This is a genomic window from Streptomyces fractus (assembly GCF_049844455.1).
GTDB classification, from domain to species: Bacteria; Actinomycetota; Actinomycetes; order Streptomycetales; family Streptomycetaceae; genus Streptomyces; species Streptomyces fractus.
Window position 1 is genome coordinate 6,619,917 of sequence record NZ_JBMYHI010000002.1, and the last position, 21,484, is coordinate 6,641,400.

Consider the following 21,484-nt stretch of genomic DNA (forward strand, 5'->3'; position numbering starts at 1 on the left):
TACCCCATCCTCGCACTTGTCGGCGGGAGTCGGGACGTCGGGCTGGGGGGTGAGACGGCTGTTACACCGGAAACAGCTGTGACGAGGGGGGACAAACACCCGGATTTCGTTCAAAGCGAACAGCCCCCGGGGTCGTGCACCCGGGGGCTGTTCAGCGCTTATACGGCGATGACGCGGTGGCCGAGGGGCCTCAGCCGAGGTCGCCCGCCGCCGTCCGCTCCGCGAGACGGACCAGCGTGCGGACCGCGGAACCCGTGCCGCCCTTCGGCGTGTAACCGAACGGGGCCGACTCGTTGAAGGCCGGGCCCGCGATGTCGAGGTGGGCCCACGTGATGCCCTCGCCGACGAACTCCTTCAGGAACAGGCCGGCGACCAGGCCGCCGCCCATCCGCTCGCCCATGTTGGCGATGTCGGCGGTCGACGAGTCCATGCCCTTGCGCAGGTCGGCCGGGAGCGGCATCGGCCAGGCCGGCTCGCCGACCTCCTCGGCGGCCTCGTGGATCGAGCCGCGGAAGGCGTCGTCGTTGGCCATGATGCCGAAGGTGCGGGCGCCGAGCGCCAGCATCATCGCGCCGGTGAGCGTCGCGACGTCGACGATCGCGTCGGGCTTCTCCTCGGAGGCCTTGGCGATGGCGTCGGCGAGAACGAGGCGGCCCTCGGCGTCGGTGTTCAGCACCTCGACCGTCTTGCCCGAGTACATGCGCAGCACGTCGCCGGGGCGGGTGGCCGAGCCCGACGGCATGTTCTCGGCGAGCGCCAGCCAGCCGGTGACGTTCACGTCGAGGCCGAGGCGCGCGGCGGAGACGACGGCGGCGAACACGGCGGCGGCGCCGGCCATGTCGCACTTCATCGTCTCGTTGTGACCGGCCGGCTTGAGCGAGATGCCGCCCGAGTCGTAGGTGATGCCCTTGCCGACGAACGCGAGGTGCTTGGTGTTCTTGCCGGCCTTGGGGCCCTTGTACGAGAGCTTCACCAGGCGCGGGGCCGAGGCGGAACCGGCGCCGACGCCGAGGATGCCGCCGTAGCCGCCCTTCTCCAGGGCCTTCTCGTCGAGCACCTGCACCTTGATGCCGTGCTCCTTGGCCGCGGCCTGGGCGACGGCGGCGAAGGACTCCGGGTTCAGGTCGTTCGGCGGGGTGTTGATCAGGTCGCGGGCGCGGTTGAGCTCCTCGGCCACCGCGACGGCGCGCTCGACGGCCGCCTTGTACGCCTTGTCGCGCGGCTTGCCGCCGAGGATCGCGATCTCGGCGAGCGGCGCCTTGCCGTTCTTCGGGGTCCCCTTGTCGTCGGAGACCTCCTTGTAGGTGTCGAAGGAGTACGCGCCGAGCAGGGCGCCCTCCGCGATCGCGCCGGCGTCCTCGGCGTCGTCGACCGGCAGCGCGAACGCGGCCTTCTTCGAACCGGCCAGGGCGCGGGCCGCGACACCGGCGGCGCGGCGCAGCGCCTCGCTGTCGAACGCGCCGTCCTTCTCGGGCTCGCCGCCGAGACCGACCGCCAGCACGATCGGCGCCTTGAGGCCGGACGGCGCGGGGAGCTTGGTCACCTCGCCCTCGCCGCCACTGGCGCCGAGGGTCTCCAGGACGGTCCCGAGCTTTCCGTCGTACGCCTTGTTCACGGCTTCCGCGCCGTGCGCGACGACCGGGCCCTTGTCGCCCTTGACGACGCCGACGACGATCGCGTCGGCGCGGAGGCCGGTCGCCGCGGCGGTGCTGAGAGTCAGAGCAGTCACGGTGGTGAGGTCTCTCTTTCATCCGGGTGGATCGGCTTCTTCGCCGGGGCCGGGGGTAGTTGGCCCGCCCGTGGCTGAGCCTACGCCCGTCGTTCTTGGGGTGCTTCGTCCAGGTGCGGCCCACCCGCGCGGGGCTCTGCCCCGGACCCCTCGCCTCAAACGCCGGCGGGGCTTGATATGGCCAGTACCACCAGCGCCGTCGTCGCCGCGACCTCTGCCAGGGCGCCGAAGACGTCGCCCGTTACGCCGCCGAAGCGGGATACGCAGCGGCGGGACAGGAGTTCGGCTGTCGCGCAGCCCAGGACGACGGCGATTGCCCCCTGGAGCGAGAGCGCCGCGGTCGCCGCGACGACCACCGCGCCCACGATCAGCGCCGCCCGCGGCGACACCGTTTCGGCGACCGCCGCGCCGAGGCCCTCCGGGCGGGCGGCCGGGACGCCGGTGCGGGAGGCGAAGGTCAGGGCGAGGCGCGCGGTGACCGCGGAGACGGTCGCGGCGAGGGCGCCGCGCCACCACGACTGGCCGAACTGGTCGGCCAGGACCGCGACTTGGGCGAGCAGGGCCAGGACGAGCGTGACCACGCCGAAGGGGCCGATGTCCGACTGCTTCATGATCCGCAGCGCGTCCTCCGCGGGCTTCCCGCTGCCGAGGCCGTCCGCGACGTCAGCGAGCCCGTCGAGGTGCAGCCCGCGGGTCAGCGCCGCCGGCACCGCGACGGCGGCGACGGCCGCGAGCAGCGCGTCCGCCCCGAGGAACGTCAGGGCCACGCCGGCCGCTGCCGCGGCGAGGCCGACGACCAGGCCGGCGAGCGGCGCGCAGAGCATCCCGGCGCGGGCGGCCTCACGGTCCCAGCGGGTGACCTTCACCCGGAGGACGGTGAGGGTCCCGAAGGCGAAACGTATGCCGTCCACAGGTGCTAGTCGTCTTCCTTCGCGGGCTCCGTGATCTCCGGGAGTTCCGCCGCAAGGGCCGCTGCCGCCTGGACCAGGGGGAGGGCCAGGAGCGCGCCCGTGCCACCGCCCACCTTGACGTCCTGGTCGAGGAGGACGTCCATGGCCATGCGGTCGAGCGCCTTCGCCTGGGCCGGTTCGCCGCTTGCGTGGGCGGCCAGCCACCAGTCGGGGGCCCGGAACGCGACCCGCTGGCCGACGAGCGCGCAGGCCGCGGAGACCACACCGTCGAGGAGCACGGGCGTACGCCGCACCGCGCACTGGAGCAGGAAGCCGGTCGCCGCCGCGAGGTCCGCGCCGCCCACGGTGGCGAGGAGCTGGAGCTGGTCGCCGAGGACGGGGCGGGCCCGGCGCAGCGCGTCGCGGACCGCCGCGCACTTGCGCATCCAGGCGAGGTCGTCGATGGGGTCGCCGCCGCGCCCGGTCACCACGGACGCGTCCGTGCCGCACAGCGCGGCGATGAGCGTGGCCGCCGCCGTCGTGCCGCCGACGCTGATGTCGCCGAGGACGACGAGATCCGTACCGGAGTCGGCCTCCTCGTCGGCGACCGCCATGCCCGCGCGGAACGCGGCCTCCGCCTCTTCGAGGGTGAGCGCGTCCTCGGTGTCGATGCGCCCCGAGCCGCGCCGCACGCGCCGGTTGTCGACGGACCCCGGCAGCTCGTCGGGCTCGCAGTCCAGGGAGAGGTCGACGACCCGTACGCCGACGCCGAGCCGGCGGGCGAGCACCGCGCCCGTGGAGGCGCCCTCGACGACCTCCCGTACGAGACCGGCGGCGCTGCCCGCGGCCCGCTTCGACACATCGAGTCCGGCCACGCCGTGGTCGCCCGCGAAGAGGACCACGCGCGGCCGCGCGACGGGTCGTACGGGCACGGCGCCCTGGGCGGCGCTCAGCCACTCGCCCAGTTCGTCGAGGCGGCCGAGCGCGCCGGGCGGCACGGCGAAGCGGGCCCTGCGCTCCTCAGCGTCGCGGCGGGTCCCGCCGTCGGGGCGCTCGATCAGATCGGTGAAGTCGTCGAGGTTCAGCGAGCTCATTCGCCGAACAGTACCGGCCGTCGCGAGGGTCTGGCCCCAGCCGCACCCTCCGTCACGGGACACCGATGGGTGCGTCCTTCCGGCGGACGGTGGCGGCGGACGGTGAGTCGCCTCCCGGCTGTCATGAACTGCTTGGAGATGATCGCTTACGTTCACGTTCCAGTCGAATTGTCATATCTCGCGCACTCGTTGTGGCAACGCAGAAGCAGAACATGACAGGAGGCATCCCCCTTGACCGGCCCCGCCGCCCCCGCCACTCCCCAGGCCGTCGCCGAGCGCCGCCCCGCCTATCTCACCGAACTCGCCCAGGGCACCGAGCGGTTCCACGAGCCGCGCCGTCCCGACTGCCCCTGGTGCGGCAGCACCCGGCTGCGCACCCGCCTGCGCACCACCGACCTCCTCCAGCACAAGCCCGGCAGCTTCACCCTCGACCAGTGCGGGTCCTGCGCCCACTCGTTCCAGAACCCCCGCCTCACGCCCGAGGGTCTGGACTTCTACTACAGGGACTTCCGCGAGGGCCGCTACGCCGACCAGGCCGAGTGGATCTTCCGCGCGAGGATCTCCACCCGCCGCGACCGGTCCCGCGCCCGCGCCCTCGCCGCGTTCGCCGAACCGGAGAGCTGGCTCGACATCGGCACCGGCGAGGGGCACTTCCCCGCGACCGCCCAAGAGGTCCTGCCGTACACGGCCTTCGACGGCCTCGACAGCGGCGAGGGTGTCGAGGAGGGCCGCAGGGCGGGCCGCGTCGAGCGGGCGCACCGGGGCCTGCTCACCGATCTCGCCCCCGGCCTGGAGGGCGGCTACGACGCGCTGAGCATGTTCCATTACCTGGAGCACTCCCGCGATCCGCGCGAGGAACTGAAGGCGGCGCACCGCGTGTTGCGCCCCGGCGGGCATCTGATGATCGAACTCCCCGACCCCGAGAGCCGCTTCGCGAAGCTCCTCGGGAAGTGGTGGATCTCGTACTTCCAGCCGCAGCACCTGCACCTGATCCCGCTCGCCAACCTCCGCGCCGAACTGCGCGCCCTCGGCTACACGGTCGTCGCCGTCGACCGCCGCGAGGCCCACGTCCCGCTCGATCTCGCGGCGGGACTCGCCCTGTTCGCCGGCCGCCACCTGCCCGAGGCCGACGACCCGTGGCGCAGCAAGGCCCCCGGCGAGGCCAAGCGCGTCCTGCGCAAGGCCCTGATGTACGCCGTCGCGCCCGCGTTCCTCGCCGCCTGCGCGGCCGACCGGCTCCTCGCGCCGCTGGCCCGCCGCACCCGCTTCTCCAACGCGTACCGGGTGATCGCGCGCCGCGACCCGGACGCGTAGGCATAGAGGGCAGGGTCAGCCGCGCAGCGCGAGCGGCTGGCCCGCGACGACGAGCAGCACGTGCTCGCACTCGGCCGCGAACGCCGCGTTCAGGCGGCCGAGTTCGTCCCGGTAACGGCGCCCCGACGCGGTCGCGGGCACGATCCCCGAACCCACCTCGTTCGAGACGGCGACGACAGTGCGCCGCGTCCGCCGCACCGCGTCGACGAGCGCGGCCACCTTCTCCCGCAGCGCCTTCTCGCCGCCGCCCGCCCACTCGGCGTCGTCCCAGGCACCCACCTCGTCCATCGCGTACGTCAGCCACAGCGACAGGCAGTCGACGAGCAGCGGCGCCGTGTCCTCCGGATCCTCAAGGAGCGGTACGAGATCGCAGGTCTCCGCCGTCCGCCACGAACCGGGCCGCCGCTCCCGGTGCGCGGCCACCCGCCGCGCCCACTCCGTGTCCCCGCCGCGCGTCCCGCCCGTCGCCACGTACAGCACATCGGGGAACGCCTCCAGGCGCCGCTCGGCCTCCACCGACTTCCCGGACCGCGCCCCGCCGAGCACCAGCGTCCTGCGCGGCACATCGGGCACGTCCTCGTACGTGCCGACGTCCAGGGTCGTGCCGTCGGGCACGGCCCGCGCGCCCGCGGCCGCGAGCCGCCGCGCGAGCTCGGGGCCGGGGAAGACGTCGTGGTCCAGATGGACGGCGAGGACATCGGTGGTCGGCCCGACCGCGCCCGCGGAACGCAGCCGGGCGAGCGCGTCGGGGCGCCCGACGACGTCGGCGAGGACCATCTCGTACGGCGCCCGTGGCTCGTCGAAGCCCGCGGGCGCGGTGCCGGGCGGCAGATAGAGCAGCCGCTCGCCCTCGGGTCCCGTCACCTCGTAGCCGGTGCCGGGCGCGTCCAGGGCGAGCGCCCGCACCCGGTGACCGGTCAGCAGCGCCAGCTCCCGGCCGTCCGGCACCCGGCCGGGCTGCGGGAGCCCCGCCGGTACTTCGACCGCGGGCCCGTCGTGCGGATGCGAGAGCAGCACCTGCCGTACGCCGCCGAGGCTGTGCCCCGAACGGGCGGCGGCGAACGCGGCCCCCGGCGTCAGGTCGAGCAGCAGCGTCCCGTCGATCAGGACCGCCGTCGCCGCACGGGCGTCGCGGCCGAGCGTGGTCGCGCAGGCGGCGCAAGGGCAGTCGGGGCGGGGCAGCCCGTCGGGGCCGCCGGTGCCGAGCAGTGTCAGTTCCACAGGAAGATCCTCCCGCGCCCCCTTGTTCGACGCGCGCCCGGATAGGCTTCCGGTGACAGCGGCACAGCGGACGTCCGAGACCGGGAGGCTGGCATGGCGGCGTGGACGTGGCGGTTCGAGAAGTCCGACGGCACGGAGGTGCCTCCGGCGGTGGAGCCGGAGGAGTTCACCACCCAGGGTGACGCCGAGTCCTGGGTCGGCGAGTACTGGAAGCAGCTCGCGGACGGAGGAGCGGACCAGGTCACGCTCCGCGAGGACGACAAGGTCATCTACGGCCCGATGAGCCTGCACGCGGAAGGTGAATCAAGCCCCGCCGACGGGTGAGCCATTCAAGCCCCGCCGGCGATTGAGGCGCGGGGTCCGGGGCAGAGCCCCGAGGCGTCACCAACGGCGCCGTGGCTGCGGCCCGGGGCTCTGCCCCGGACCCCGCCGCTCAATCGCCGTGGGGGCTTGAATTGCCTACCCCCGTACCCCGCAAAGGTACAGCAGTGCCGCCACCCGCCGGTACGGATCCGAACGACCCGCCCGCTCCTCCGCGGCGAGCAACGTCTGAAGCTCCCCGTGCTCCGGCGCCACCACATCGTCCCCGGCCTGATCGGTGAAGACCCGCACCCCGTACCAGGAGTGCAGCGGCGCCCCGATCCCCGCGAGGGTCTCCGTCAGCGCGTCGAGCCGGTCGGCCCTGACGTCGAGCCCGAGCCGGTTCGTGTACTTCGTCGTCTCGAACGCGCCGAGCGCCCCGATCCAGTCACCGGCGAGCCCGGGACGCATCGCGAGCGCGTCCCCATTGCGCACGACGAGGGAGAGCAGGCCGCCGGGCGCCAACATCCGGGCCAGGCCCGCGAGCAGCGCGTCGGGATCCTCGACGTACATCAGCACGCCGTGACAGAGCACGACGTCGAAACTGCCCGGCAGGAAATGCACGCCGGTCTCCATGCCGTTGCCCTGCACGAGGCGGACCCGGTCGCGCACCCCCGCGGGTTCCGCGGCGAGCGTCCGGCCCGCCACGGCGACCATCTCCGGGTCCTGCTCCACACCGGTCACCTTGTGCCCGGCACGGGCAAGGCGCAGCGCCTGCGTGCCCTGGCCCATCCCCACGTCGAGCACCCGCAGCCGCTGACCGACGGGGAACCGCCCGGCCAGCTGCTCGTCGAGCTGCCGGGCCACGAGTTCCTGCCGCACGATGTTGCGCAGCCCGCCGAGCTTGTCCAGCCAGGAGTGCACAGCGTCGCCGGCGAAAGGCTCCGTACCGTCCGTACTGTCCGTGCGGTTCGTGCTCAGGGCCGCTCTCCGCGCTTGACCTGCGGCTTCGGCAGGCGCAGCCGCTTCATCTGGAGCGTGCGCATGAGCGCGTACGCGACGGCGCCCTTGCGGCGCTCGTTCGGGAACTTCTCCGCGAGGATCTTCTTCAGGCGGAAACCGGTCACAGCCGAGTCGACCACGATCGCGACGATCACGAGCAGCCACAGCAGCAGCGCGATGTTCTGCAGCGAGCCGACGCGGATCATGCTCAGGACGAGGATGACCACCGCCATCGGCAGGAAGTACTCGGCGATCGCGAAGCGCGAGTCGACGAAGTCGCGCGCGAACTTGCGCACGGGGCCCTTGTCACGGGCGGGCAGGTAACGCTCGTCGCCGTTGGCCAGCGCCTCGCGCTGGCGCTGCATCGCGGTGCGGCGCTCGTCGCGCGAGCGGGTGCGGGCCTCCTTCGGCGACATCTTGGTGTTGGCCACGCTGCGGCGCGGCGACTGGGACTCGCTGCGCTTCGGCGTGGGGCGGCCCTTGGGCGCCTGGGGGTCACGGGGCTGCTTGGACATGGTCACCTTGGCCTGCGCGGCCTGGGCCTTGTCGTCCTTGGATCGGCTACGGAACACAAGAGCCAAGGGTACGTGGTGGTCATGCATCGACCACAGGGCCGTGGGGAACGATCCGGCAACGTCCCGCGTCCCTCCGTCAGGGGTCATCTACTCCTTGCGCCGGATCGGGGCCGGAAGCAGTCGTCCTCGGGGATGAGCGCATCCGTACCTGAACAGTGCGGTAATAGAGGCAGGACCCGTACTGTGGTTCTGTCGCAGTGCTGGAGCTGGACCAACGCTGGATCTGTCAGAAGGGGGCGCGCGAAGCCCATGAGCGGTGTCATGAAGCGTATGGGGATGATCTTCCGCGCGAAGGCGAACAAGGCCCTTGACCGGGCCGAGGACCCGCGCGAGACCCTCGATTACTCGTACCAGAAGCAGCTGGAGCTGCTCCAGAAGGTACGCAGGGGGGTCGCGGATGTGGCGACGTCCCGCAAGCGCCTGGAACTGCAGCTCGGTCAGCTCCAGTCCCAGTCGTCGAAGCTCGAGGACCAGGGCCGCAAGGCGCTCGCGCTCGGCCGGGAGGACCTCGCCCGCGAGGCGCTGTCCCGCCGTGCCGCGCTCCAGCAGCAGGTCACGGACCTGGAGACGCAGCACCAGACGCTGCAGGGCGAGGAGGAGAAGCTCACTCTCGCGGCGCAGCGGCTGCAGGCGAAGGTCGACGCCTTCCGCACCAAGAAGGAAACGATCAAGGCCACGTACACGGCGGCGCAGGCGCAGACCCGGATCGGCGAGGCGTTCTCCGGCATCTCCGAGGAGATGGGCGACGTCGGCATGGCGATCCAGCGTGCCGAGGACAAGACCGCGCAGCTGCAGGCGCGGGCCGGCGCGATCGACGAACTGCTCGCTTCGGGCGCGCTCGACGACTCGTCGGGTCTGGCCAAGGACGACATCCAGTCCGAGCTGGATCGGCTCTCCGGTGGTACGGATGTAGAGCTGGAACTGCAGCGCATGAAGTCGGAGCTGGCCGGGGGCTCGTCTTCGTCGCAGCAGGCACTCGAGGGCGGACAGGAACAGGGTCAGCCGTCGCAGCAGCCCCAGGACACCCCGCGCTTCGACAAGCAGTAGAAGGCTGGAGGCCGACATGATCGTCCGGATCATGGGGGAGGGCCAGGTGGAGTTGGCGGACAGCCACTTCGCCGAACTCAACAAGCTCGACGACGAACTCCTCGCGGAGATGGAGAGCGGCGACGAGGCGGGCTTCCGCCGCACGCTCGCCGCCCTCCTCGACGCGGTCCGCCGCCTGGGCACTTCGCTGCCGGACGACGCGCTGGAGCCGTCGGAGCTGATCCTGCCGGCGGCGGACGCCACCCTGTCCGAGGTCCGCGACATGCTCAGCGACGACGGCCTGATCCCGGGGTAACCGCTCCGCGGAGGCGACGGGGCGGGCCCGGTACCGTGAAGCCGGTGAACCGCTTCGTACGGTGGGCCAGGGAGCATCCGTCGGCCCTGGACGCCACCCTCGCGTTCGGCGTCCTCCTCTGCATGGTCGCCGGCTCCTTCGTCGACCCGCACGGCCCGGAGGGTACGTACGCCTGGGGTGCCAGAACCCCGAACCTGCTCAGCCTCGTCCTGATGCTGCTCGGCGCCGCGGCCCTCGTGTTCCGGCGCCGCGCGCCCCTGCACGTCCTGGTGGCGACCTCCGCCGTGTCCGTCGTCGAGCTGATCACCGGCGACCCCCGCGCCCCCGTCGTGATGTCCGCGGTCGTCGCCCTCTTCACGGTCGCCGCCGCCACGGACCGCCCCACCACCTGGCGCGTAGGCCTCGCCTCGATGGCGGTGCTGACCGGCGTCGCCATGTTCGCGGGCCCGCTGCCCTGGTACGCCCAGGAGAACCTCGCCATCTTCGCGTGGACCGGCATGGCCGCGACCGCGGGTGACGCGGTCCGCTCCCGCCGCGCCTTCATCACCGCGATCAGGGAGCGCGCCGAACGCGCCGAACGCACCCGCGAGGAGGAGGCGCGGCGCCGGGTCGCCGAGGAGCGGCTGCGGATCGCCCGCGATCTGCACGACGTCGTCGCCCACCACATCGCGCTGGTCAACGTGCAGGCCGGCGTCGCCGCACACGTCATGGACCGGCGCCCCGACCAGGCCAAGGAGGCCCTCGGTCACGTCCGCGAGGCCAGCCGCTCCGCGCTGAACGAACTGCGCGCCACGGTCGGCCTGTTGAGGCAGACCGGTGACCCCGAGGCGCCCACCGAGCCCGCCCCGGGGCTCGACCGGCTCGACGACCTCGTCGACACCTTCCGGCACGCGGGCCTGCCCGTCGAGGTGGCCCGCGCCAAGGACGCCCCCGCCCTGCCCGCCGCCGTCGACCTCGCCGCCTTCCGCGTCGTACAGGAAGCGCTGACGAACGTACAGAAGCACGCGGGCCCCGACGCCAAGGCCGAGGTCAGCGTCGTACGGGTGGGACCGCACACGGAGGTCACCATCCTCGACAACGGGCCCGGCGCCACGGCCGCGTACGGCGACCACCCCAGCGATCCGGAGGAGCCCGACGCGAACGGCGGCCACGGCCTCCTCGGCATGCGCGAACGCGTCACCGCGCTCGGCGGCACCCTCACCGCGGGACCGCGCTACGGCGGCGGCTTCCGCGTCCATGCGATCCTTCCGACCAAGGCCCGCGCCGGCACCGGTCGCCACGACGCCGACGACACCAACACCCCCGAGGACGCCACCACATGACCAGCGCGACGATCAGGGTCCTCCTGGCCGACGACCAGGCCCTGCTGCGCAGCGCCTTCCGTGTGCTCGTCGACTCCGAACCCGACATGCAGGTGGTGGGGGAGGCCTCCGACGGCGCCGAGGCCGTCCGGCTCGCCCGTTCCGAGCGCCCCGACGTCGTGCTCATGGACATCCGGATGCCCGGCACCGACGGCCTCACCGCCACCCGCGAGATCAGCGCCGACCCGGAACTCGCCCACGTACACGTCGTGATGCTGACGACGTTCGAGGTCGACGAGTACGTGGTGCAGTCGCTGCGGGCCGGCGCCTCCGGCTTCCTCGGCAAGGGCGCCGAGCCCGACGAACTGCTCGGCGCCGTGCGGATCGCGGCGGCCGGCGACGCCCTGCTCTCGCCCGTCGCGACCAAAGGGCTGATCGCCAAGTTCCTCGCGCAGGGGGACGGTCACGACGAGGGGACGCGCCTCGCGGGCAGCAGCGGCGAGCGGCTCGCCGCGCTCACCGGGCGCGAGCGCGAGGTCCTCGTCCAGGTCGGCGGCGGCCACTCCAACGACGAGATCGCCGAGCGCCTCGAGGTCAGCCCGCTCACCGTGAAGACCCACGTCAACCGCGCCATGGCCAAGCTGGGCGCCCGCGACCGCGCCCAACTCGTCGTCATCGCGTACGAATCGGGCCTGGTACGTCCACGGGTGGAGTGACCCTTACGGGCCGCGTACTACGGGCGCAGTAGGCGGCGGACAAGAACGGGACCTGGGAGCGACGAATCGGGTCGCACGCATGACCGAGGGTGGACCGTGGGCCCCACGCCTGCCACCGTGCCACCGCAGGAGTTGTCATGGCACGGGCCTTCATCTTCCGCTCACGTCCCACGGAGACCCGATCCATGTCCTGGCTGTCGAGATTCAGCCTCGCTCAACGCGCCCTCATCGGGCTGATTTCGATCATCGCGATCGTCTTCGGCGCGATCGCGATCCCTCAACTCAAGCAGCAGCTGCTGCCCTCGATCGAACTGCCCATGGTCTCCGTCATCGCCCCCTACCAGGGCGCGTCCCCGGACGTGGTGGAGAAGCAGGTCGTCGAGCCTCTTGAGAACTCCATCGACGCGGTCGACGGAATCACCGGCGTCACGTCGACGGCCAGCGAGGGCAACGCCCTGGTGATGGCCCAGTTCGACTACGGCACGGACGGCAGCAAGCAGCTCGTCGCCGACGTCCAGCAGGCGGTCAACCGGGCCCGCGCCCAGCTGCCCGACGACGTCGACCCGCAGGTCGTCGCCGGCTCGACCGACGACATCCCGACCGTCGTCCTCGCCGTCACCTCCGACAAGGACCAGCAGGCGCTCGCCGACCAGTTGGACAAGTCGGTCGTGCCGACGCTGAAGGACATCGACGGCGTCTCCCAGGTGACGGTGGACGGCGTCCGCGACCTCCAGGTCGACATCACGCCAAGCGACCGGAAGATGGCCGCGGCCGGGGTGAACCCGCAGGCCCTCGCGGAGTCCCTGAAGGCCGGCGGCGCCACCATGCCCGCGGGCTCGCTCGACGAGGCGGGCAAGAACCGCACGGTCCAGGTCGGCGGCGGCTTCACGTCCCTGAAGCAGCTCCAGGACCTGATGATCACGGGTGAGGGCGTCAAGAAGCCCGTACGCCTCGGTGACATCGCCACGGTGAAGCAGCAGCCGTCCACGGCCGACTCGATCACCCGCACCGACGGCAAGCCGAGCCTCTCGCTCGCGGTGACCATGGACCACGACGGTTCCGCGGTCTCCATCTCCAAGGACGTCAAGGACAAGCTGCCGCAGCTGAGGACCGACCTCGGCGCCGGCTCCGACATCACGGTCGTCAGCGACCAGGGCCCGGCCGTCTCGAAGTCCATCTCGGGCCTGACCACGGAGGGCGCGCTCGGCCTGCTCTTCGCGGTCATCGTGATCCTGATCTTCCTGGCGTCGCTGCGCTCGACCCTCGTCACGGCGGTCTCCATCCCGCTGTCCGTGGTCCTCGCGCTGATCGTCCTGTGGACCGGCGACCTGTCGCTCAACATGCTCACGCTCGGCGCGCTGACGATCGCGATCGGCCGCGTCGTCGACGACTCGATCGTCGTCCTGGAGAACATCAAGCGCCATCTCGGCTACGGCGAGGAACGCAGGGAGGCCATCCTCAAGGCGGTCCGCGAGGTCGCGGGCGCGGTGACGTCCTCGACCCTCACGACCGTGGCGGTCTTCCTCCCGATCGGCCTGGTCGGCGGCATGGTGGGCGAGCTGTTCGGCTCGTTCTCCATCACGGTGACGGCGGCGCTCCTCGCGTCCCTGCTCGTCTCGCTGACCGTCGTGCCCGTCCTCTCCTACTGGTTCCTGCGTCCGCCCAAGACGGCCCGCGGCGTCGACCCGGAGGAGGCCCGGCGCAAGGCCGAGGAGAAGGAGGCGCGCTCCTGGCTGCAGCGGATCTACGTTCCCGTGCTGCGCTTCGCGACGCGCCGTCGGATCACCAGCCTGCTGATCGCAGTGGTCGTGCTCGTCGGCACGTTCGGCATGGCGCCGATGCTCAAGACGAACTTCTTCGACCAGGGCGACCAGGAAGTCCTCTCCATCAAGCAGGAGTTGCAGCCCGGCACCAGCCTGTCGACGACCGACGCGTCCGCGAAGAAGATCGAGAAGATGCTCTCGGGCATCGACGAGATCGAGGACTACCAGGTCACCATCGGCTCCTCCGGCTTCATGGCGGCCTTCGGCGGCGGCACCGACACCAACCAGGCGTCGTACCAGGTGAAGCTGAAGGACAGCTCGACGTACGAGGCCACGCAGAAGCGCATCGAGCGCGAGCTCGGCAAGCTGTCCGGGGTCGGTACGACGACGATCTCGGCCGGTGGCGGCTTCGGCAGCCAGGACCTCTCCGTGGTCGTGAAGGCGGCCGACGGCAGCGTCCTGGACAAGGCCTCGGAGCAGGTCAAGGACGCCGTAGCGTCGCTCGACGACGTCACCGACGTCACCAGCGACCTGTCGCAGTCGGTGCCGCGCATCTCGGTGAAGGCCAACTCCAAGGCGGCCGCCGCCGGGTTCAACGACACGACGCTCGGCGCCGCCGTCACGCAGGCGGTGCGCGGCACCACCAGCGGCAAGGCGACGATCGACGACACCGAACGCGACATCGTCGTGAAGTCGGCGAAGCCGGCCACCACGATGGCCGAGCTGAAGAAGCTGCCGATGGGCCCGGGCGGCCTCACGCTCGGCGACATCGCCACCGTGAAGACGGTCGACGGACCGGTCTCGATGACCCGGATCGACGGCGCCCGCGCGGCGACGATCACGGCGAAGCCGGACGGCGACAACACGGGCGCGGTCAGCACCGACCTCCAGCAGAAGATCAACAAGCTGGATCTGCCGAAGGGCGCCACGGCGACCATCGGCGGTGTCACCTCCGACCAGGACGACGCGTTCAAGAACCTGGGCCTGGCGATGCTCGCGGCGATCGCGATCGTCTTCATGCTCCTGGTGGCGACGTTCCGTTCGCTGGCCCAGCCGCTGATCCTGCTGGTCTCGATCCCGTTCGCGGCCACCGGCGCGATCGGCCTGCTGGTCGCCACCGGCACGGCGATGGGCGTCCCGGCGATGATCGGCATGCTGATGCTCATCGGCATCGTGGTCACCAACGCGATCGTCCTGATCGACCTGATCAACCAGTACCGGGCCCAAGGGCTCGGCGTGGTCGAGGCGGTCGTCGAGGGCGGGCGGCACCGACTGCGTCCGATCCTGATGACGGCACTGGCGACGATCTTCGCCCTGCTCCCGATGGCGCTCGGCGTCACGGGCGAGGGCGGCTTCATCGCCCAGCCGCTCGCGGTGGTGGTGATCGGCGGTCTGATCTCGTCGACGCTGCTGACGCTGCTGCTCGTGCCGACGCTCTACGCGATGCTGGAGCTCCGCAAGGAGCGCAGGGCCGCGAAGCGGGCCGCCAAGCGGGGTGGCGGGGACGGGGTTCCGCCCCAGTCCCAGGCCACGGAGCCGGAGCCGGCCAACGCGTAACGGTTGCCGGCACCCCGGTGCGGGGCGAGCGTTCATCTGGCGCTCGCCCCGCTTCCGGTTTCGGGGCTCTGCCCCGGACCCCGCTGCTCAATCGCCGCAAGGGCTTATACGGGTTAAGGCAGCGCCAGCATGCGCTCAAGGGCGAGCTTGGCGAACTGTTCGGTTTCGCGGTCGACTTCGATGCGGTTGACGAGCTGGCCGTCCGCCAGGGACTCCAGCGTCCAGACCAGGTGCGGCAGGTCGATCCGGTTCATGGTCGAGCAGAAGCAGACCGTCTTGTCGAGGAAGACGATCTCCTTGTCCTCGGCGGCGAACCGGTTCGCGAGCCGGCGTACGAGGTTCAGCTCCGTGCCGATGGCCCACTTCGACCCGGCCGGCGCGGCCTCCAGCGCCTTGATGATGTACTCGGTCGAGCCGACGTAGTCCGCCGCGGCGACGACCTCGTTCTTGCACTCCGGGTGCACGAGCACGTTGACACCCGGTATCCGCTCCCGCACGTCGTTCACGGAGTCCAGCGAGAACCGCCCGTGCACGGAGCAGTGCCCGCGCCACAGGATCATCTTCGCGGCCCGCAGCTCCTCGACGCTCAGCCCGCCGTTCGGCTTGTGCGGGTTGTAGACGACGCAGTCGTCGAGCGACATGCCAAGGTCGCGCACCGCGGTGTTGCGCCCCAGGTGCTGGTCGGGCAGGAAGAGGACCTTCTCGCCCTGCTCGAACGCCCAGTTGAGGGCCCGCTCGGCATTGGACGACGTACAGATCGTGCCGCCGTGCTTGCCCGTGAACGCCTTGATGTCCGCGGAGGAGTTCATGTACGAGACGGGGACCACGGACCCGGCGATGCCGGCCTCGGTCAGCACGTCCCAGCACTCGGCGACCTGCTCGGCCGTCGCCATGTCCGCCATGGAGCACCCGGCGGCGAGGTCGGGCAGGACCACCTTCTGGTCGTCCCCGGTCAGGATGTCGGCCGACTCCGCCATGAAGTGCACGCCGCAGAACACGATGTACTCGGCCTCGGGCCGGGCCGCCGCGTCGCGCGCCAGCTTGAAGGAGTCCCCGGTGACGTCGGCGAACTGGATGACCTCGTCGCGCTGGTAGTGGTGTCCGAGCACGAACACCTTGTCTCCGAGCTTTTCCTTGGCCGCGCGCGCCCGCTCCACCAGGTCCGGGTCGGACGGCGAGGGCAGGTCGCCGGGGCACTCCACGCCGCGCTCACTGCGCGGGTCGGCCTCGCGGCCGAGCAGCAGCAGCGCCAGAGGCGTGGGAGAAACGTCCAGGTCAACAGGGGCCTGGGGGGACTGGGCCGTGGTCACGTCACGCACCCTTTCTTCGCTCTGCTCGACTTTTCGTCGAAATGACGTTATCTATCATACGTGCTTCACGTCAGTTTGACGACGGCAATGTCGTCGATGTGACGCAATCCGCGGGCCCCAGGCCGTGCCCCGTCCGCGCACGGTGTGCGAGCATGAAGAGAAGAAGTGCGAAACCCGGAATGGATCCGGGCCTTTGCCGGTTGCAATGGTCGGCAAGCAGTCTCCGAACAACCCGGGAGAGATGTAGATGTCCGTATCGGACGAGACCACCACCGTCAGCGACGGCATCATCCTCAGCGACGAAGCCGCCGCCAAGGTCAAGGCCCTGCTCGACCAGGAAGGCCGTGACGACCTGGCGCTGCGCGTGGCCGTTCAGCCCGGCGGCTGCTCCGGCCTGCGTTACCAGCTCTTCTTCGACGAGCGCTCGCTCGACGGCGACGTCGTCAAGGACTTCGGTGGCGTCAAGGTCGTCACCGACCGCATGTCCGCCCCGTACCTGGGCGGCGCCTCCATCGACTTCGTCGACACCATCGAGAAGCAGGGCTTCACGATCGACAACCCGAACGCGACGGGCTCCTGCGCCTGTGGCGACTCGTTCAGCTAAGCCGTACAGCTGTAAAGCGCGAAGGGGCGGCCCCACTGGGGCCGCCCCTTCGGCATTGCTCCTCGGTTCCTGGGTTCCTCAGTTCCGCGGCGCGGGCTCGACGCCGCCGGGCGCGTTCTTCTGCGCGTTCGGCACGGCGGAACCGTCGGCCGTCAGCACCTTCCGCTCGCCCAGCGGCGCGTCCAGCGTCACCGGCAACGTATAGAACTTCGCCAGCTCGATGCAGACGGTGCCCTTCTTCTTCGTCTCCGTGACCTTCACGCTCACACGGCCCCCGGACTCGTCCGCCGACGCCGAGTACTTCGCGCACACGCCGCCCGTGAAGTGCAGGGTCAGGGTCCGGCCCTTGGCGCTGTAGCCCTGGATGTGCACGGTGCGGGTGTCGGTGCCCGCCTTGCCGGAGGGGGAGGAAGGTTCGGAGGGGGAGGGCTTCGGGTTCCGCGGTGAACTCTGCCGCGCCGCAAGGTACTTGGGCTCCACCGCCGGATACGTCACGGTGAACGCGGCGTCCGACCCGCTGGGCCGCACCTCGAACAGCCACGACGGCACCAGCGCCTGCCGCCCCCCGACGGTGTGCGCGGCGAGCCCGAACGTCGCCCCGGTGACGGCGACCGCGGACGGCTCGGGCGGCGCGGAAGCACAGTCCGCGCCCTTGCCCACGCTCTTGTCCTTGCTTTCGCCCTTGCCTTCGTCGAGTGGCGCCGGACTCGCGCACCCGCCGACGGACACCCGGCCCCCGGCCGCCGTCCCGTTCATCCCCTCAAGGGCCTCGCGGGCCCCGACCGTCGGATACGTGTCGCCCTTGACCGGCGCCTTCAACTGGCCGCTGCCGCCCACCACTTGACCGTCCGAGCCGACCTGGATCCCGGTCGACCAGCCGTACGTCGGCAGCCCGCCGACCGCCGGGTCGGCGTTCACCACGCGCGTGGCGCCCATGAGTTGCCCGGCGTCCAGCTTGGCGTCGTCCTGTCCGAGAGCCTTCAGGACCGGCGCGGCGGCCCGCTTCGCGGCGGCCTCGCTCACCGCGTCCTTGGCGCCGCCCCCGCCTGCCGGGTCCGAACACTTCGCCAGGTCACCGCACTTGGTGCCGGCGGACGGCGCGTACCTGGAGTACGTCCAGGTCCCCGGCGCCTCCCGGCCCACCCGCAACGAGGGCCCCGAACCGTCCTTCGCCGGACCCACCTTCCAGGTGTCACCGGACCGTCGCGGCTTCCCCTGTACGTCGAGGGCCTCGGCGAGCGTGCCGGCCTCGGCGGCGGTCACCTCGCCGCGGGCCCGGTAGACGGGCGCCTTCCCGGGGCCCTCCGGAAGATCGCCGGTCGCCTTGTAGCGGGTGCCGTTCGGATCGGGTTCGCCGGGCGCGATGCCGGGCGGCGCCGTGCCGGAGGAGGGGGAGGTGTCGGAGTAGCCGTCCAGGGCCAGCGGCGGGGGAGTGCCGGGGCCGGCGCCGGGCCGGGCCGCCCCCTCGTCGCTGGATCCGCTCATCGCGTTCGTCGCCAGATACGCGCCGCCGCCACCGGCCAGCAGGACGGCCGCCGCGACCGATACGACAGCCGCCGTGTGCCGTCGCCGGTGCTGGTCCCGCGTCCGCTCTTCGCCGCTCACCGCATCGCTCCTTCTCACCGGGGACACCGATGGGACGGGGCGCGCGGGTACGCGGTTCCCTTCCGGAAGCCGTCAGTCGCCGAAACCGGCCATGGAGTCGATCATCCGCGCGGACGACTCGGGTACGACGACCCCGTGGATCGCGGCGGGTCCGGCCGCCGCGCCGTGTCGCTCGACCTCCCACGTCGCCGGCGGTGTCACCCAGTGCGGGAGCATCCGGACGCAGTCGCCGCGCAGCTCCGCGAGACCGTCCTGGACCGTGCCTGACACGTCGTAGGTCATGAAGGCACGGTAGCCCTGAGGTGACATCCGAAGAAAGAGCCACTATCAGGCATTTTCCATACTTCAGCCCGCACGCCCCGAGCGGGTAGCGTGAAGCGTCAACTCCTCCCCTTATTCAGGAAGCGTGCTCACGCCGTGCGAATCGCAGTCACCGGCTCCATCGCCACCGACCACCTGATGACCTTCCCCGGCCGTTTCGCCGACCAGCTGGTCGCGGACCAGCTGCACACGGTCTCCCTCTCCTTCCTCGTCGACGCCCTGGACGTCCGCCGCGGAGGCGTCGGCCCCAACATCGCCTTCGGTATGGGGCAGCTCGGCACGAGCCCGATCCTGGTGGGCGCCGCCGGCTCGGACTTCGACGACTACCGCGCCTGGCTGGACCGCCACGGCGTGGACACGGAGTCCGTCCGCATCTCCGAGACCCTTCAGACGGCCCGCTTCGTGTGCACCACGGACGCCGACCACAACCAGATCGGCTCCTTCTACACGGGAGCCATGAGCGAGGCCCGGCTCATCGAGCTGAAGACCGTCGCGGACCGCGTCGGCGGCCTCGACCTCGTCCTCATCGGCGCGGACGACCCGGAGGCGATGCTCCGTCACACGGAGGAGTGCCGAAGCCGGTCGATCCCGTTCGCCGCCGACTTCTCGCAGCAGATCGCGCGCATGGACGGCGAGGAGATCCGCACGCTCCTCGAAGGCGCCACGTACCTCTTCTCCAACGAGTACGAGAAGGGGCTCATCGAGTCCAAGACCGGCTGGACCGACGCCGAGATCCTCGGCAAGGTCGGCCACCGCGTCACCACGCTCGGCGCGCGCGGCGTGCGCATCGAGAAGGCCGGCGAGGACCCGCTCGAGGTCGGCGTCCCGGAGGAGGAGGCCAAGGTCGACCCGACGGGCGTCGGCGACGCGTTCCGCGCGGGCTTCCTGTCCGGCCTCGCCTGGGGCGTCTCGCACGAGCGCGCGGCGCAGGTCGGCTGCATGCTCGCGACGCTGGTCATCGAGACGCTCGGCACCCAGGAGTACGAGCTGCGGCGCGCGCAGTTCATGGACCGCTTCCGCAAGGCCTACGGGGACGCCGCCGCGGTCGAGGTCGAGGCCCACCTGGGCTGACGCCTCGGCGATCCCATGAAAGACCGCGGCCGCGCTGTTCTCTCGCCGAGCAGCGCGGCCGCGGATTTCCCCGGTGGTCGCATCCGCGCCCACACGGCGAAGCCGCACGCTCGCCGCGTTGCCGAAATGCCCTAGTAGCTCCTTCCCCAAGCTCTCGGCTTTGCTCGAGCAGGGGAGGCCCCATGCGAGGACATCCCGGCGCCTTGCGATCGCACGCACCACGCCCCGCTCCCTGATCCAGATCACAGCCCCAGACAGGCCCTAAACGCCTCGCCGCACCGTATAAAGGACGCCGCCCGCTTCGCGCGGCTCCGCTCCCACGTACTCGTGGCCCTGCGTGTAGCACCACGCCGGGATGTCGACCGCCGCCACCTCGTCATCGGCGAGGACGGTCACCGTGCCGCCCACCCGTACCCCGCCGATCGCCCGGCCGAGTTCGATCACCGGCTGAGGGCAGGTCAGGCCCAGCGCGTCGACGGTCAGCGAATCGGCCGTGCCCTCCGCCCCGGCGACCGGCGCGCCCAGCTTCTCCCGTACTTCGCCCACCACGCCCGGCAGCACCGCGAGGAACCGCTCGACCTCGGCGGCCTCCGTGCCAAGCGGCAGCGACACCCGCACATTCCCCTCGCTCACCACGCCCATCGCGCGCAGCACATGGCTGGGCGTCAGCGTGCTGCTCGTACAGGACGACCCGGACGAAACGGAGAACCCGGCGCGGTCGAGCCCGTGCAGCAGGCTCTCCCCGTCGACGTACAGACAGGAGAACGTCACCAGGTGCGGCAGCCGCCGCACCGGATCGCCGACGACCTCCACGTCCGGAACCAGCTCCGGCACCCGCGCCCGGATCCGCTCCGTCAACTCCTTGAGCCGCGCCGCCTCCTCGGCGGCCTCCGCCCGTACGGCCCGGAGCGAGGCGGCCGCGGCCACGATGCCCGGAATGTTCTCGAACCCGGCGGCCCGCCCCGACTCCCGCTCGTCGGCGGGCCCTTGAGGGGCGAACCGTGTCCCCTTCCTCACGGCGAGCAGACCGACCCCGGCCGGGCCGCCCCATTTATGGGCGCTCCCGGCGAGCATCGACCAGTCACCCGCCACCGGCCCCCAGGCCAACGACTGCGCCGCGTCCACGAACAGCGGCACCCCGGCGGCCCGGCACGCCTCGGCCACCTCGGCGACCGGCTGTTCGGTCCCCACTTCATGGTTGGCGGACTGAAGACAGGCCAGCGCGGTGTCCTCACGCAGCGCGCCGCGGAACGCCTCGACGCGCACGCTTCCCTCCCGCCCGACCCCGACCTGGGTCACCGACCCGCCGAGACCCTCGTTGGACGCCGCCGAATGGAGCACGGCAGAATGTTCGACCACTGACACGACCAGGTGCTTTCCGGCGCGCCGCCGTCCGGCGAGCGCCCCCGCGATCCCGTCGTGCACGGCGCGCGTCCCGGACGAGGTGAACACCAGCTCGTCGGGCCGACACCCCACCGCCTCGGCGGCCGCCTCCCGCGCGGCATCCAGCAACAGCCGCGCCCGCCGACCTTCCCGGTACAAACGGGACGGATCGGCCCACCCCTCGTCGAGCGAGGCCTGCAACGCCTGCCGGGCGACGGGATGAAGCGGAGCGGACGAGGCCACATCGAAGTACGACACGCCGCAACGCTAAGGCCGTCACAGCCGACCGGTGACCCCAGGGGGCGCCCCCGGTCCAGCCGAGCCCGCTTCCCCGGGGGTGCGGGGAACCGCGCACCGCACCCCCGACCCACCGTCAGAAAGCCTCA

General features: G+C 71.6%; 19 protein-coding genes. 9 read left to right on the forward strand and 10 right to left on the reverse strand.

Translation table 11 applies throughout. The features are described from left to right. Positions 1-190 precede the first annotated feature (190 nt). From ACP4E5_RS31930 to ACP4E5_RS31940, 3 genes are all read right to left on the reverse strand, one after another. Positions 191-1,729, reverse strand: a complete 1,539-nt coding sequence (locus ACP4E5_RS31930) for a leucyl aminopeptidase (protein ID WP_425834745.1) — start codon at positions 1,727-1,729, stop codon at positions 191-193. A gap of 155 nt (positions 1,730-1,884) precedes the next feature. Next, positions 1,885-2,640, reverse strand: coding sequence for an adenosylcobinamide-GDP ribazoletransferase (gene cobS, locus ACP4E5_RS31935; protein ID WP_425834747.1), 756 nt, complete (start codon positions 2,638-2,640; stop codon positions 1,885-1,887). 5 nt (positions 2,641-2,645) lie between these two features. Further along, positions 2,646-3,713 carry a nicotinate-nucleotide--dimethylbenzimidazole phosphoribosyltransferase gene (locus ACP4E5_RS31940; protein WP_425834749.1) on the reverse strand — a complete coding sequence of 356 codons (1,068 nt, stop codon included), beginning with the start codon at positions 3,711-3,713 and terminating at the stop codon, positions 2,646-2,648. 231 nt (positions 3,714-3,944) lie between these two features. Between ACP4E5_RS31940 and ACP4E5_RS31945 the strand changes: the two genes are divergently transcribed. After that, positions 3,945-5,027, forward strand: a complete 1,083-nt coding sequence (locus ACP4E5_RS31945) for a class I SAM-dependent methyltransferase (RefSeq protein ID WP_425834751.1) — start codon at positions 3,945-3,947, stop codon at positions 5,025-5,027. Positions 5,028-5,042: 15 nt separating this feature from the next. Here ACP4E5_RS31945 and ACP4E5_RS31950 read toward each other — a convergent pair whose 3' ends face one another. After that, positions 5,043-6,248 (reverse strand): bifunctional adenosylcobinamide kinase/adenosylcobinamide-phosphate guanylyltransferase, encoded by a 1,206-nt coding sequence (locus tag ACP4E5_RS31950; protein WP_425834753.1) that lies wholly within the window; start codon positions 6,246-6,248, stop codon positions 5,043-5,045. 93 nt (positions 6,249-6,341) lie between these two features. Between ACP4E5_RS31950 and ACP4E5_RS31955 the strand changes: the two genes are divergently transcribed. Next, complete coding sequence (locus ACP4E5_RS31955; protein WP_425834755.1) at positions 6,342-6,572, forward strand: hypothetical protein; 231 nt, start codon at positions 6,342-6,344, stop codon at positions 6,570-6,572. Positions 6,573-6,707: 135 nt separating this feature from the next. Here ACP4E5_RS31955 and ACP4E5_RS31960 read toward each other — a convergent pair whose 3' ends face one another. Together ACP4E5_RS31960 and ACP4E5_RS31965 are read right to left on the reverse strand one after the other, a co-directional pair. Next, positions 6,708-7,415 (reverse strand): class I SAM-dependent methyltransferase, encoded by a 708-nt coding sequence (locus tag ACP4E5_RS31960; RefSeq protein WP_425841796.1) that lies wholly within the window; start codon positions 7,413-7,415, stop codon positions 6,708-6,710. 110 nt (positions 7,416-7,525) lie between these two features. Continuing rightward, entirely contained in the window at positions 7,526-8,152 is a 627-nt protein-coding gene (locus tag ACP4E5_RS31965; protein WP_425841799.1) for a DUF3043 domain-containing protein, read from the reverse strand. Between the two features lie 222 nt (positions 8,153-8,374). Between ACP4E5_RS31965 and ACP4E5_RS31970 the strand changes: the two genes are divergently transcribed. The 5 genes from ACP4E5_RS31970 to ACP4E5_RS31990 all read left to right on the forward strand — a co-directional run bounded on the left by ACP4E5_RS31970 (position 8,375) and on the right by ACP4E5_RS31990 (position 14,804). Further along, a complete protein-coding gene (locus tag ACP4E5_RS31970) occupies positions 8,375-9,172 on the forward strand; it encodes a PspA/IM30 family protein (protein ID WP_425834757.1) in 798 nt (265 codons plus the stop codon). Between the two features lie 16 nt (positions 9,173-9,188). Next, entirely contained in the window at positions 9,189-9,467 is a 279-nt protein-coding gene (pspAA, locus tag ACP4E5_RS31975; RefSeq protein ID WP_425834759.1) for a PspA-associated protein PspAA, read from the forward strand. 44 nt (positions 9,468-9,511) lie between these two features. Then, on the forward strand, positions 9,512-10,789 hold the full coding sequence (locus ACP4E5_RS31980; RefSeq protein ID WP_425834761.1) for a sensor histidine kinase: 1,278 nt from the start codon (positions 9,512-9,514) through the stop codon (positions 10,787-10,789). Then, entirely contained in the window at positions 10,786-11,484 is a 699-nt protein-coding gene (locus ACP4E5_RS31985; protein ID WP_425834763.1) for a response regulator transcription factor, read from the forward strand. Before ACP4E5_RS31980 ends, ACP4E5_RS31985 begins: the two co-directional genes overlap by 4 nt. A gap of 185 nt (positions 11,485-11,669) precedes the next feature. Then, a complete protein-coding gene (locus ACP4E5_RS31990; protein WP_425841802.1) occupies positions 11,670-14,804 on the forward strand; it encodes an efflux RND transporter permease subunit in 3,135 nt (1,044 codons plus the stop codon). A gap of 113 nt (positions 14,805-14,917) precedes the next feature. On the opposite strand, the gene nadA is transcribed toward ACP4E5_RS31990, so the two are convergent. Next, on the reverse strand, positions 14,918-16,123 hold the full coding sequence (gene nadA, locus ACP4E5_RS31995) for a quinolinate synthase NadA (protein ID WP_425834765.1): 1,206 nt from the start codon (positions 16,121-16,123) through the stop codon (positions 14,918-14,920). Positions 16,124-16,361: 238 nt separating this feature from the next. Between nadA and ACP4E5_RS32000 the strand changes: the two genes are divergently transcribed. Continuing rightward, entirely contained in the window at positions 16,362-16,718 is a 357-nt protein-coding gene (locus ACP4E5_RS32000) for a HesB/IscA family protein (RefSeq protein ID WP_111661853.1), read from the forward strand. Between the two features lie 78 nt (positions 16,719-16,796). On the opposite strand, the gene ACP4E5_RS32005 is transcribed toward ACP4E5_RS32000, so the two are convergent. Together ACP4E5_RS32005 and ACP4E5_RS32010 are read right to left on the reverse strand one after the other, a co-directional pair. Then, complete coding sequence (locus ACP4E5_RS32005) at positions 16,797-18,323, reverse strand: hypothetical protein (protein WP_425834768.1); 1,527 nt, start codon at positions 18,321-18,323, stop codon at positions 16,797-16,799. A gap of 72 nt (positions 18,324-18,395) precedes the next feature. Then, positions 18,396-18,605 (reverse strand): hypothetical protein, encoded by a 210-nt coding sequence (locus ACP4E5_RS32010; protein ID WP_425834770.1) that lies wholly within the window; start codon positions 18,603-18,605, stop codon positions 18,396-18,398. Between the two features lie 135 nt (positions 18,606-18,740). On the opposite strand from ACP4E5_RS32010, the gene ACP4E5_RS32015 reads away from it, so the two are divergent. Next, the gene (locus ACP4E5_RS32015; protein WP_425834772.1) at positions 18,741-19,715 is read left to right on the forward strand and encodes a carbohydrate kinase family protein; all 975 of its coding nucleotides are present in this window, start codon (positions 18,741-18,743) and stop codon (positions 19,713-19,715) included. 261 nt (positions 19,716-19,976) lie between these two features. Here ACP4E5_RS32015 and ACP4E5_RS32020 read toward each other — a convergent pair whose 3' ends face one another. Beyond that, positions 19,977-21,356: a cysteine desulfurase/sulfurtransferase TusA family protein gene (locus ACP4E5_RS32020; protein WP_425834774.1), complete on the reverse strand. Its 1,380-nt coding sequence runs from the start codon at positions 21,354-21,356 to the stop codon at positions 19,977-19,979. Positions 21,357-21,484: the final 128 nt, after the last annotated feature.

What these genes read in the sequence shown, in the direction of transcription:
- ACP4E5_RS31940 (WP_425834749.1), bottom strand. Translation starts at nt 3,713, where the DNA reads ATGAGCTCGCTGAACCTCGACGACTTCACCGATCTGATCGAGCGCCCC.
- ACP4E5_RS31955 (WP_425834755.1), top strand. Translation starts at nt 6,342, where the DNA reads ATGGCGGCGTGGACGTGGCGGTTCGAGAAGTCCGACGGCACGGAGGTG.
- ACP4E5_RS31965 (WP_425841799.1), bottom strand. Translation starts at nt 8,152, where the DNA reads ATGCATGACCACCACGTACCCTTGGCTCTTGTGTTCCGTAGCCGATCC.
- ACP4E5_RS31970 (WP_425834757.1), top strand. Translation starts at nt 8,375, where the DNA reads ATGAGCGGTGTCATGAAGCGTATGGGGATGATCTTCCGCGCGAAGGCG.
- pspAA (WP_425834759.1), top strand. Translation starts at nt 9,189, where the DNA reads ATGATCGTCCGGATCATGGGGGAGGGCCAGGTGGAGTTGGCGGACAGC.
- ACP4E5_RS31985 (WP_425834763.1), top strand. Translation starts at nt 10,786, where the DNA reads ATGACCAGCGCGACGATCAGGGTCCTCCTGGCCGACGACCAGGCCCTG.
- ACP4E5_RS31990 (WP_425841802.1), top strand. Translation starts at nt 11,670, where the DNA reads ATGTCCTGGCTGTCGAGATTCAGCCTCGCTCAACGCGCCCTCATCGGG.
- ACP4E5_RS32000 (WP_111661853.1), top strand. Translation starts at nt 16,362, where the DNA reads ATGTCCGTATCGGACGAGACCACCACCGTCAGCGACGGCATCATCCTC.
- ACP4E5_RS32010 (WP_425834770.1), bottom strand. Translation starts at nt 18,605, where the DNA reads ATGACCTACGACGTGTCAGGCACGGTCCAGGACGGTCTCGCGGAGCTG.